At 74.9% G+C, this 11,656-nt stretch carries 9 protein-coding genes; 2 read left to right on the top strand and 7 right to left on the bottom strand.

What is annotated here, in order from left to right; all coding sequences use genetic code 11:
• The coding region (locus MXD62_RS38660) for a TCP-1/cpn60 chaperonin family protein (protein WP_285224324.1) at positions 1–465 on the top strand (465 nt) is incomplete at its 5' end.
• A gap of 740 nt (positions 466–1,205) precedes the next feature.
• Positions 1,206–1,799: a Uma2 family endonuclease gene (locus MXD62_RS38655; RefSeq protein ID WP_248834248.1), complete on the top strand. Its 594-nt coding sequence runs from the start codon at positions 1,206–1,208 to the stop codon at positions 1,797–1,799.
• Positions 1,800–1,839: 40 nt separating this feature from the next.
• Here the strand turns inward: MXD62_RS38655 and MXD62_RS38650 are convergent, their stop codons facing one another.
• The 7 genes from MXD62_RS38650 to MXD62_RS38620 all read right to left on the bottom strand — a co-directional run bounded on the left by MXD62_RS38650 (position 1,840) and on the right by MXD62_RS38620 (position 11,211).
• Positions 1,840–3,477 carry a DNA repair helicase XPB gene (locus MXD62_RS38650; protein WP_248834247.1) on the bottom strand — a complete coding sequence of 546 codons (1,638 nt, stop codon included), beginning with the start codon at positions 3,475–3,477 and terminating at the stop codon, positions 1,840–1,842.
• Between the two features lie 169 nt (positions 3,478–3,646).
• Positions 3,647–6,265, bottom strand: a complete 2,619-nt coding sequence (locus tag MXD62_RS38645) for a helicase C-terminal domain-containing protein (protein WP_248834246.1) — start codon at positions 6,263–6,265, stop codon at positions 3,647–3,649.
• A 143-nt stretch (positions 6,266–6,408) separates the two neighbouring features.
• Positions 6,409–6,792 carry a hypothetical protein gene (locus tag MXD62_RS38640; protein ID WP_248834245.1) on the bottom strand — a complete coding sequence of 128 codons (384 nt, stop codon included), beginning with the start codon at positions 6,790–6,792 and terminating at the stop codon, positions 6,409–6,411.
• 1,074 nt (positions 6,793–7,866) lie between these two features.
• Complete coding sequence (locus tag MXD62_RS38635; protein WP_248834244.1) at positions 7,867–8,304, bottom strand: DUF3180 domain-containing protein; 438 nt, start codon at positions 8,302–8,304, stop codon at positions 7,867–7,869.
• Positions 8,301–9,314, bottom strand: a complete 1,014-nt coding sequence (gene folK, locus MXD62_RS38630) for a 2-amino-4-hydroxy-6-hydroxymethyldihydropteridine diphosphokinase (RefSeq protein ID WP_248834243.1) — start codon at positions 9,312–9,314, stop codon at positions 8,301–8,303. Before folK ends, MXD62_RS38635 begins: the two co-directional genes overlap by 4 nt.
• A complete protein-coding gene (gene folP, locus MXD62_RS38625; protein ID WP_248834242.1) occupies positions 9,311–10,225 on the bottom strand; it encodes a dihydropteroate synthase in 915 nt (304 codons plus the stop codon). The genes folK and folP overlap by 4 nt, the downstream gene beginning before the upstream one ends.
• The gene (locus MXD62_RS38620) at positions 10,222–11,211 is read right to left on the bottom strand and encodes a GNAT family N-acetyltransferase (protein ID WP_248834241.1); all 990 of its coding nucleotides are present in this window, start codon (positions 11,209–11,211) and stop codon (positions 10,222–10,224) included. The genes folP and MXD62_RS38620 overlap by 4 nt, the downstream gene beginning before the upstream one ends.
• Between the last annotated feature and the right edge of the window lie 445 nt (positions 11,212–11,656).

Below are 11,656 nucleotides of genomic sequence, written 5' to 3'. Positions count from 1 at the left end.
CTCAAGGAGAAGAAGCACCGCATCGAGGACGCCGTCTCGAACGCGAAGGCCGCGGTCGAGGAGGGCATCGTCGCCGGTGGTGGCGTCGCGCTCCTGCAGGCCGCGACCAGCGCCTTCGAGAAGCTCGACCTCTCCGGCGACGAGGCCACCGGTGCGAACATCGTCCGTCTCGCCCTGGAGGCGCCGATCAAGCAGATCGCGTTCAACAGCGGTCTCGAGGGCGGCGTCGTGGTCGAGAAGGTGCGCAACCTCCCGACCGGGCACGGCCTGAACGCGGCGACCGGCGAGTACGTCGACATGGTCGCCACCGGGATCATCGACCCGGCGAAGGTCACCCGCTCGGCGCTGCAGAACGCCGCGTCGATCGCCGGCCTCTTCCTCACCACCGAGGCCGTCATCGCGGACAAGCCGGAGAAGGACAAGGCCCCGGCCATGCCGGGCGGCGGCGGCGAGATGGACTTCTGAGTCCTCTTCCCCCACGCTCTCTGGCGAGCACCGAAGGGCGGTCCCGGCCACGGCCGGGGCCGCCCTTCGGCGTTTCCGGGCAGCCCGGGGCTTCTTCCGCCGGCAGCCCGGAAACTCGAGCCGGGACGGTGGTCCGGGAGCGTGGTGGTCCGGGGGTGTGGTAGTCGGTCACCCGGCCGCCGGGTGGGAGGTGCCACGGCGGCGGGTGACCGCCCGCGGGATGCGCCGATTGGGGACGGAGCCGGCGCGGTCAGTTCCCGCGGTGCGAGGCATCTCCCACGGAATCTCCCTCCAGCCGCTCCCAGGCGGCCGGAGAAGGGATACCGCAAAGAGTCGCCCCGGTCGGTCCCGGGCCGGACGAGCCAGCCCTGATCGACTGGACGTGAAGTTACCAGGGAGTAATTAGATCAACAAGAGGTCGGCGCTTCACCAGGACACAGATCACGGTATGAAATCGGCCTTTCTGGACTTAGGCCCCGTTATCGGACCGCTTCTCCCACACCGAAGGAGCCAGTGCGGCAAGCACCATCGGGTGCTCGGCGGTCCGAAGCGCCCGGCCCGGACGACCCGGACAATCCGTGGGCGTCCCAACCTCGCCGCGCGGCCGCAAGTCCGTCCACGGAGGATCATCGGGGGAGCACTGGCAGACGACAACCGGACGACTGCGCCCCGGCGCGCCGACGTGCGTCATCGGCGGGTCGACACCCACACCTTCGACAGCGGACGGAGCAACGGGCACGATGAGCACTGTGGTTCAGGCTCCCACCCCACTGCGATCCCACCGCCCGACCCTTACGCTGCCGGCCCCGCCGGTGTCCGTCGCGGATCTCGACGCGACGGCCCTGGAGGACGCGCGCGTCGAGGTGCTCGACGGGCTGTGTGTCACCCGCCCCTGGCCGACTCCGCTGCGGGCCCGGGTCACCGATCGGCTGCGGGCGCTGCTCGCCCAGGCGGCGACCTCGGGCGCACAGGTGTTCACCGGCGTCCAGGTCGAGCTGTCGCCCCGGTGCCTGCTCGTGCCGGACGTGGTCGTGGTCGCGGTCGGCGACCCCGACCGGCGGCGGATCACCGAGACGCCGTTCGGCGTGGTCGAGGTCGCCGACGCCAGCACCCGCCGCTACGACCGCACGCTGAAGCTCGACGTGTACCGGGAGCACGGGGTTCCCGTGTGCTGGCTCGTCGACCCGGATTCGGCGACGATCGAGGCGTTCGAGCTGGTCGGCCGCGACTACGTGCCGGCCGGCATCGTGTGCGGCGACGAGGAACTCAGCGTCCTGCGGCCGTTCCCGGTGACGGTGACCCCGGCCGAGCTCATCGACCCGCCCGACGACTGACCATCCCGGCCGTCAGGCCACGTCGGCCGGCCGACGTGGGTCAGGCCACGTCGTCGGCGTCGACGATGGTGTAGGCGTAGCCCTGCTCGGCCAGGAAGCGCTGACGGTGTGCGGCGTACTCCTGGTCGAGGGTGTCCCGGGAGACCACGGTGTAGAAGTGCGCGGAGCGGCCGTCCGCCTTGGGCCGCAGCACCCGGCCGAGGCGCTGGGCCTCCTCCTGGCGGGAACCGAAGGTGCCGCTGACCTGGATGGCCACCCCCGCCTCCGGCAGGTCGATGGAGACGTTGGCGACCTTTGACACGACCAGCGTCGTGATCTCGCCGGTCCGGAAGGCCTCGAAGAGCCGCTCGCGTTCCTTGTTGCGAGTGGAGCCCTGGATCACCGGCGCGTCGAGCAGGCGCCCCAGCTCGTCGAGCTGGTCCAGGTAGGCGCCGATGACCAGCACCCGGTCGTCGGCATGGCGCTCGACGAGCCGGCGCACGACCAGGCTCTTGCTGTGCGCGGTGGAGCAGACCTTGTACCGCTCCTCCGGCTCGGCGACGGCGTAGGTCATCCGCTCGTCGTCGGTGAGGGTGACCCGGACCTCCGTGCACTCCGCCGGCGCGATCCAGCCCTGGGCCTCGATGTCGCGCCACGGAGCGTCGTAGCGCTTCGGCCCGATGAGGGAGAACACGTCCCCCTCGCGGCCGTCCTCGCGGATGAGCGTGGCGGTCAGCCCCAGGCGACGGCGGGACTGGATGTCCGCCGTCATCCGGAAGACCGGGGCGGGCAGCAGGTGGACCTCGTCATAGACGATCAGACCCCAGTCACGCGCGCCGAACAGCTCCAGGTGCAGGTACTCGCCCTTCCGGCGGGCCGTCATCACCTGGTACGTGGCGATGGTGACGGGACGGATCTCCTTACGCTCGCCGGAGTACTCGCCGATCTCGTCCTCGGTCAGCGTGGTCCGCCGCAGCAGCTCGGTGCGCCACTGCCGACCGGCGACGGTGTTGGTGACCAGGATCAGCGTGGTCGCGCCGGCGCGGGCCATCGCCGCGGCGCCGACGACCGTCTTGCCCGCGCCGCTGGGAAGGACCACGACACCGGAGCCGCCCTCCCAGAAGCCGGCCACCGCGCCCTTCTGGTAGTCCCGCAGGGACCACCCCTCCTCGCGCAGCACGATCTCGTGCTTCTCGCCGTCGACGTAGCCAGCGAGATCCTCGGCGGGCCAGCCGACCTTGAGCAGTGCCTGCTTGAGCCGGCCGCGCTCGGACGGGTGCACGACCACGGTGTCGTCGTCGACCCGGGCACCGAGCATGGGCGCTACCCGCTTGGCCCTGGTCACCTCGGTCAGGACGGCCCTGTCCAGCGCGCGCATCACCAGGCCGTGCACGGGGTCGTTCTCCAGCCGGAGGCGCCCGTAACGGTCCATCGTGTCGGCGACGTCGACCAGCAGCGCGTTCGGGACGGCGTACCTCGAGTAGCGGACGAGGGCGTCGACGACCTGCTCGGCGTCGTGCCCGGCCGCGCGGGCGTTCCACAGCGCGAGCGGCGTCACCCGGTAGGTGTGCACGTGCTCGGGCGAGCGCTCCAGCTCCGCGAACGGCGCGATCGACGCCCGTGCCTCCGAGGCGAGCGGGTGATCGACCTCCAGCAGGAGGGTCTTGTCCGACTGGACGATCAGGGGACCATCCGGCAAGCCGCCACCGCCTTCCGCGTGTTCCGCGCCACCGCGCCCGTCGGTGCAACCGGCACCCGTCGTACGACCGGCACCCGTCGATACAAACCGGCGGCGGCAGGTACCCTCCGCCAGCCCGCCGCGCAGTCACCACGGGCCCGCCACCAGCGTACGGGTACAACCCGACCGGTCAGCGCGGGCCGGGCAGGTCGTCGGCCGCCGGCGGAACCACCCAGTCGCCGACGTCGGGCACCGGCGGTCCGCCGAACGGGTCGTCGATGTCGGCCACCCCGGTCACCCGGTGCAGTGCGAAGCGGCGGGGAGCCTCGCTGCGCTCGTCCCACGCGGTGAGCCAACCGCCCTCCAGCAGCGTCGGGCGCACGACCCGGTCGCTGGGAGTCCCCTGCTGGTTGACATAGCCGAGCAGGACGCGCCGGCGGTCCCGGACCGCGCCCTGCAGCATCACCAGGATCACCGGGGCGGAGCGTGCGAGCCCGAGCTGCGCCCCCGCGGCGTCCTGCGCCGCCCGCGCGGCGCGGGTGCTGTCGTCGCCCCGGCGCACCAGACGGACGACGTCGCGCAGCTGGTTCGACCTGGTCGGGACGGACTCCGCGGCGGGCGGGCGAGCGCGGGCGGGGGTGCGGTGCACCTCCGGGCGGGCCAGCACGATGCGCCCGTCCGGGGCCTCCGCCACCGGGGCGAAACCGGCCGCGCGCAGTCCTTCCAGCAGGTCGGACACCGGTAGGGAGGAGATGACGATCGTCGGGGCCACCCGGCGCATCGCGAGGGCCTGGGTGCGCCGGGACGCGACGACCTCGGTGAGCAGCGCGGTGTCGTCGCAGCGCAGGTAGGAGGCGGCCGGCCCGGACCGCAGCCGCCCGTGCCGGCGGGCCGTGTCGTCGATCAGGTAGGTCAGCGACTGCGGGACGCCGCCACGGGCGAGATGGCCCAGCAGGTCGTGGAGGTCGTCGGCGGAGCTGCCGGCGTCCATCGCGCGCCGCAGCGAGCTCTCGGTGAAGCGGTACACGGTGGCCGCGCCCGCGGACTCGATGTCGGCCATCCGGGACAGTTCGGCGGCGACCCGCGGCACGAGCGGGCCGGGGGCGACGGCCGTCAGGTCGGTCTGGATGAGCAGTTCCTCGACGGGTTCGGGCAGCAGCGGGGCCATCGCGTCGGCGAGCAGGCGACACAGCCCCTCGTCGGCCGCCGGGGACCTGCCGGAGCCACGTCCCGGGTCGTCGGCCTCGGCGGCGGCGAGCCGGCGCGCGACGAGCCGCCCGAGGGCGCTGGGCGCGCCACGCCCGGTGAACCCGACCACCTCGGCCTCGGTGAGCGTCCCACCGATCATCCCGTCGAGCAGCGGGCCCGTCCGGCGCGGGGAACGCCAGGCCAGGCGGGCGCGCACCGACTCGGGGGTGGGCGCGACGCCCTCCGGCGCGGCGGCGACGGCGCGCAGCACATCGGCGCGCAGGTCCGGGGCGCCGGGACGGCGGGCGTCGAGGGACATCGCGGCGATCTGCCGGCCGCGCTCGTCGCGCCCGCCGACCAGCCAGGCCGCCGACGGCGAGCGCAGCCACCCTTCGGCGAGGACGGCCCACCGCATGGCCACCGTCTCGGTGCACCACCGGTCGTAGACGTTGGTCGGCACGAACTGGACGTCGGTGCCGGGTGTCAGGTCGACCAGCCCGGCCGCGGCCGCCGCCTCGATGACGACGGCCGCCTCGGTCTCGGGGACGTCCATCAGCCGGGCGCTGTTCTTGAGGTCGCGCACGCTGAGCCCGCCGGTGCGCAGCGGGGTGACCGGGGTGCTCCCCCAGGCGGTGAGCAGCGTGGTGACCGCGCGGACCAGCGCGTCGGCGGCCAGCGCGGCGGCCGGGTCGACGGCGCCCGCCCCCACCTCGCGGCCGGTGACCTCAGGCGGCTCGGGATGCAGCGGCCCGGCCTGGTCGGCGCCGCGCAGCACCAGGCCGACCTCCCTGGGCAGCTCGACGGTGCCCGGCTCGATGCCGATGAGCAGCCCGCGGGCCAGCAGCTCCTCGACGGGGCTGCGGGCGGAGGACACACTCAGCAGACGTTCGGCGTCGCTGGTGGCGCCCAGCGCCGGGCCGGCAGCGAGCCGTTCGGCCAGCCGCCGCGCCCGCGCCGAGCACCCGTCGAGCAGGGCGGCGACGCGGTGGGGGTCCGCGAAGGCGGCCGACACCATCTCGATCATGCTCTCGCGCCGGACGGGATGGCTGCCGGCACCGAGGTGGAATTCGGAGTCGAGATCGGAGTCGTCCGAGTCGCCGAGGCCGCCCGAGCTGGCGGACAACCCGTCGGACACCGCGTCGGGCAGCCCCACGGCCGCCGCCACCCGGGCGAGCTGCGCCTGCCGGTAGCCGGCCAGGCACGCCCGCACCGGCCGCCCCAACCCGAGCGGACGCTCACCCAGCAGGTCGAAGGCGACGCCGACCAGGCGCAACGCCTCGTCCGGGCCCCAGACGACGAGCCGCTCCCGCAGGCTCTCGAGGGCGGCACGCAGGTCGAGCCCGCCGCAGAAGGCGGTCAGCTCGGCCACGGAGACCGGGCTCGGCAGCAGCGTCAGCGCCTGGACGACCTCGAGGGTGAAGGTGTCCAGCCGCTCCAGCGCCCGGCTCACGCTGCCGCGGATCTCCAGCCGCGCCGCGAGGATGTCGAAGTCCGGCGGGGGCGGGGTGGCGAGATCGGGCCGGAGTCTGAACAGCCGGACCAGGGTGTCGTCCGGCAGCGCGCGCAGCCAGTGGGCGAGCGTTCCGGGCGGGCCCGGGACGCGGCCTGTCGACGGGGACATCCTGATGACGGTAGCCGCCTCACCGGACGGGGTGTAAGCGCGGACCTGCCCGGAGGCCGCCTGCCCGGAGCCTGGCGTGCCGACGGTTTCCCACAGCTCAGCGGCACTGCCGGTTGGATCGAGGGGGTCCGTTCGCGGATCGGTCACCGCAGGCGGTCGACCTGGTCCACGACGACCGAGAGGTGGTTGTCGCGGGCCCAGTCCGCCATGCGGGACAGGCTGCCCTGATCGCCGGGCAGCGCCAGCACACGGCCCACCGAGACGCCGATGACGATCATCGCGCCGACCAGGACGATCTTGACCAGCGTCAGCACCGGGTTCCGGCGGCGCAGGGGGGCGGGCGCGGGCGCCTCGTCGGGATCATGGCCGAACCTGCGGGGCGGCTCGTGCAGCTCACCCGGCCGGCGGTAGCCCTCGTCCGGCACCCCGCGGTGCCCCGCGCCCGGCACGGAGTACCCCGCGCCCGGTACGGAGTACCCGTCGGGGGGATGGTCGGCGACCCGTTCCTGGTAGCCCGTGGTGCTCACGGGCTCCAGCTCGGCCACCCTCCGCGGCGCCGGCCCGGCCGCTCTCACGGGCGCTGGTCCAGCCGCTCTCACGGGCGCTGGTCCAGCCGCTCTCGCGTGCTCCAGCCCGGACGGCCTCGCGGGGCCCGGCGGCCGGCCCACCGACGGCCGCGTCGTGAGCTCGTCGTCGTCCACCCCGGACGAGAAGGGCGGCGGCGTCCGGTCACGCCGGGGTCCGGGGGGCTGCGGCCTGGCGGAGCGCGGGCCGGCGGGGGCCGGCCTTACCGGGCCGTCCGTAGCCGGAGCGGTCACCATGTCCGCGGGGTCGAATCCGGACGGATCGCCGCCGGTACGACCGGCTCCCGGAGAGCCGTAAACCGGCGGACCATAACCGACCGGACCGTGGCTTGGCGGGCCATCAGCCGGCGGGCCGTAACCCGGCGGGAAGCCGTCCGGCGAGAAGCGGGAAGAACTCGGGGCGGCCGGTTGCGGCGGAACGGGCGGGGGTGCCGCGCCCGGGTCTGTTCGCGGGCCGCCGGTGCGCAGGTTCCCGAAGGTCACCAGGCGGGCGCCGGCCTGCCGCGGACGGCCCACCCCGACCGACTGCCTGGGACCACTGACAGCCCCCCCGGAACGGCTCGCCCCAGGCCGCGGATCGTCCTCGAAGGGGACGTGGTCCGTGCCGCCACCTGCACCGGCCCGGCCCGCACCGGGCTCGGCGGGAGAACCCCGGCCTTGAGCGACCACGCCCGCACCTTCCCGTCAGACGCCCCCGACCTGGTCGATCCGTTCAACCTCGGCCGTGCCACGCCCATCACGCGAACCCGACAACGTAGCCACGACGACGAGACCGACGATGACGGTGACATCCACCACCATGACACTCAGGGACACTCAGGACAGGTTCTGCCGCACCCTGGGCAAGTCGAGCTACGCACGCCGTTGGTCGAGGTAGATCCGAGCAACCTCATCCCAGAGTAGCCCGGCCAATCACACAATGGACAAGCGCCCAGGCAACAGCGAGTTACGGCCGGCGAAACCGGCGACGGAACCCGGCAGGGTCACCGCCGAAGTGAGCCGAAGTGAGTTGTCCGCTCAGCGGTCGCGGATTCGGCAGACGCGCTCGAGGACGAGCCCACCAGCCAGCAGGACCACCGTCGCGCCCAGGCCCAGGCCGGCGGCCAGCGCGTCCCCGCCCGCCGTGCCGAACTCGTCGGTCCGCGGGGCGGTGTAGGCGAGCAGGGCCGTCCACCCGCCGGCCAGCACCGCGGCGACGACCGACGTCGCCTTGGCGAGCGCCGCGAGGCGGGCGACGGTCAGCGGCAGGATCGGGCGGGTGCCCGGCCGGCCGGCGAGGCGGCGGCGGGTCAGCGACGCGGTCTGCAGCTCGATCAGCCCGACCAGCAGTACCGAGACGGACGCCGTCGCCGGCAGCTGCGGGAGCGACTGGTAGCTCCACCACAACAGCGCGTAGACGACCGCCCCCACCGCCACCGCGATCGCGAGGAGATCACGGATGTGGGTCGGTCTCACCGACCGAGCCCGTGCGGGGTGCGCCGGAGCGCGGCCGCTCCCGGCACCGCCGAGAGGCGCGCGACCAGGTCCGCCACCCGGCCGTGCCCGGGCAGCATCGCGTCCGGTTCGACGTCCAGCCAGGGGACGCAGACGAACAGGCGTTCGTGCGCCCGCGGGTGCGGCAGCAGGATCTCCGGATCGTCGCTGAGGGTGTCGCCGCAGGCGATGATGTCGACGTCCAGCGTGCGGGGGCCCCAGCGGATGGTGCGCTCGCGCGCGGCGGTCCGCTCGGCGGCGCGGGCCGCGGCGAGCAGGTCGTGCGGCGGCGCGGCGCCGACCAGGACGATCGCGTTGAGGTAGTCGTCCTGCTCGGGGCCGCCGACCGGCTCGGTCTCGTACACGGCGGAGACGGCGAGCACGCCCAGCCTGGCGTCCAGGTCGCGGACGGCGCCCCGCAGGTGGGCGAGCCGGTCGCCGATGTTGGAACCGATGGCGACCACCGCGTGCCCCGCACCCGCGCCCGCGCCCGTGGCGGACGGCCCGGCGGCCGCGGCGACGTCCCGGGAGCGCGTCGCTGCCACCTCACGGGAAGGGCCCGTGGTCACGGCGACGTCCCGGGAGCGGGCCACCGTCACGGCGACGTCCGTGAACGCGACGGTGATCGGGGCGGCGGGCTTGTGCACGGTCACCTCGGCGGCGGCCACCCGCGGGTCGGCCGCCAGGCAGGCCCGGACCAGCCGGTGCGCCAGGGTCTCGATCAGCTCGACGGGCTCGCCGGCGACGATGTCGGCGAGGGCCTGCGCCAGCTCGCCGTAGTGCACGGTGAGGGTGAGGTCGTCGGTGGCCGCCGCCGGGCCGGTGTCCAGCCAGAGCGTGGCGTCGACGACGAAGAACTGCCCGAGCTCCCGTTCCGCGGGCAGCACCCCGTGCCGGCCGTGCACGCGCAGGCCGGTCAGGGCGATCCGGTCGAGCCGGGCCGCGTCCGCCGCTGCACCGCCCGCCGGGACACCGCCCGTCGGAGCGGTCATCGGGATGGTCCAGCCGCGGGGGCGCTGCCGGACACGGCCGCGCGGGGCCGGCCGGCCCCGGAGGCGCGGGCGGCCTGCTGCCAGGCCCGCACCACGCGGACGGCGTCCACCGCGGGGCGGACCGCGTGCACCCGCACCGCCCAGACCCCGGCGTCCGCCAGCAGAGCGGTCGTGGCCTGGGTGGCGTCGTCGCGCTCGTCCGGCGGGCGGGGCAGCTCGCCCGGGCCGCTCACCGCCGCGCCGAGGAACGACTTGCGCGAGGTGCCGACGAGCAGCGGCCGGCCGAGGGAGGCGACGGCGCCCAGGTTCGCCAGCAGCGCCCAGTTGTGCGCCGGCGTCTTCGCGAACCCGATGCCCGGGTCGATGATCACCTTGTCCTCCGCCACGCCGGCCGCCAGGACGACGTCCAGCCGGGCGGCGAGCTCGCCCACCACGTCGGTCACCACATCGTTGTAGACCGCGTGGGCGGCCATGTCCGTGCTGGACCCGCGGGAGTGCATCAGCACGTAGTGGACGCCGCGGTCGGCGACGATGCGCAGCAGCTCCGCGTTCCGGCCGCAGGAGACGTCGTTGACCAGCAGGGCGCCGGCGTCCACGGCCGCGGAGGCGACCGAGGCGCGGCTCGTGTCCACGCTCACCGGGACGCCGGCGGAGGCGAGCTGGGCCACCACCGGGAGCACCCGGCGCAGCTCCTCGCTGGCCACCACGCGCGGCGCTCCGGGACGGGTCGACTCGCCGCCGACGTCGATGACGTCCGCGCCCTGCTCGATCATGAGCTGCGCGGCCCGGACGGCGTCGTGCGGATCCGGGTAGGCGCCGCCGTCGGAGAACGAGTCCGGTGTGACGTTGACGACGCCCATCACCCGGGTCGGTGCGTCCGGGGCGAACAGGTCGTCATGGGGTCCGGTCATCGGCTGGCCGTCCCGCCGCCGGCCCGGCCGGCCGCAGGCCACGCCGATGCCACGTTTTCCGATGCCACGTTTTCCGTCGCCGCGCGGGGCGCCACGGCGCTGCGCTGGAGCCCGGACGGTGCCGGCAGTCGCCGGTAGCTGTACCCGTAGACGGGACGGAACCCGCGCCGGGCGTAGAGCCCGCGCGCCACCACGCTGTGTCGCTCGACCTGGAGGTAGGCGCGCTCGGCCCCCCGCGCCCCGGCCCAGTGCGCGAGCTCGGCGAGCGTGCGGCCGGCGACGCCCGCGCCGCGGGCGGCCGGGAGGGTGGCCATGCTGTAGATCCCGAGCCAGCTGCCGTCCAGGACCCCGCGCCCGACGCCGACCGGACGGCCGTCGACGAAGACCGTCACGTAGCGCTGGGGCAGCGCCATCGCGCGAACCACCGCGAGCGTGCCGACGCGCTGGCCGGCGAACGTGGCCAGGACGTCCCCCGCCACCGCGAGCCAGCGCTCGTCGGGCAGGTCGGCGGCGGCGGACTCGACGCGGCGGTCGGCGCCCGGCCCGCCCGCCGGCCCGGGGCGGTGCTCCGCGGCGCCCGGTCGGGGCGCGCGCAGGGCGGCCAGGGGAGCGACGCAGACGTCGGTCGGGCCGCCGTCGTCGTAACCCGCGGCGTCCAGTGCGTCGAGCAGGCCGGCGGGCCGGACCACCGGGGTGATCTGGAACGTCGGCGGCAGGCCGGCCGCCGTGTAGAAGGAGTGGACCGTGCGCAGCGCCGCGGCCAGGTCGGGGACGTCGCCGCGGGCCCACACCGAGTTACCCCGGCGGGAGGAGCCCGCAGACTCCCGCAGCACCCACCCGCCGTGGGTCCGCTCGCGCAGCGGCGGCCAGGCGCGGTGTGCGACCTCCTCAAGCTCGCGGGCCAGCTCGACGTCCTCCGGGGGCAGCACGCGCTTCGGCGCGACCAGCGCATCGCCACCCGCGGCACTCGCCGGATCAGCGGTCACGGGGCCCCCGGACGCGCAGCCACCCCGGCGCGCCCGCCGCGCGACGGGTTCTCGTTTCCGGGTGGCCGGAGACACCGGACGGGCACGCCGGCACACCTCGAGGCCACCTCGCGGACACTTCGACCACGAGGATGAGGCTACCGAGCCGGCTCCCCCGAACGGGACCACCGCCGACGCGGACGGCATCATCGGCCCGCCGGCACGCCCCGGCGCCACGATGAGCGGCGGCACAGCGACTCCGAGTGGCATCGCGGGGGTCCTGGACGACACAAACGGCCTGGCAGGCCGCTCGGCCGGTGCCACAGAGCCCGCCCGCCCGCGCGAGGCCACCGGACCGCGCGAAGTCGCCGCGCCGACGGCCGCCGGCGCGGCGCGCGGGTCCGTCCGGAGACGACCGATCGCCATGCGTCCCACCCACACTCAGAAAACGGGAGCTTCGTCACTC

This window comes from Frankia sp. Mgl5 (assembly GCF_023242985.1).
Lineage (GTDB): Bacteria > Actinomycetota > Actinomycetes > Frankiales > Frankiaceae > Parafrankia > Parafrankia soli.
The sequence above is the reverse complement of the archived record's forward strand: the minus strand, read 5'-3'. Positions and strand labels throughout refer to the sequence as shown.

Excerpts from the sequence above, each read along its gene's own strand:
- MXD62_RS38655 (WP_248834248.1), top strand. The coding sequence starts at position 1,206 with ATGAGCACTGTGGTTCAGGCTCCCACCCCACTGCGATCCCACCGCCCG.
- MXD62_RS38645 (WP_248834246.1), bottom strand. The coding sequence starts at position 6,265 with ATGTCCCCGTCGACAGGCCGCGTCCCGGGCCCGCCCGGAACGCTCGCC.
- folK (WP_248834243.1), bottom strand. The coding sequence starts at position 9,314 with ATGACCGCTCCGACGGGCGGTGTCCCGGCGGGCGGTGCAGCGGCGGAC.
- folP (WP_248834242.1), bottom strand. The coding sequence starts at position 10,225 with ATGACCGGACCCCATGACGACCTGTTCGCCCCGGACGCACCGACCCGG.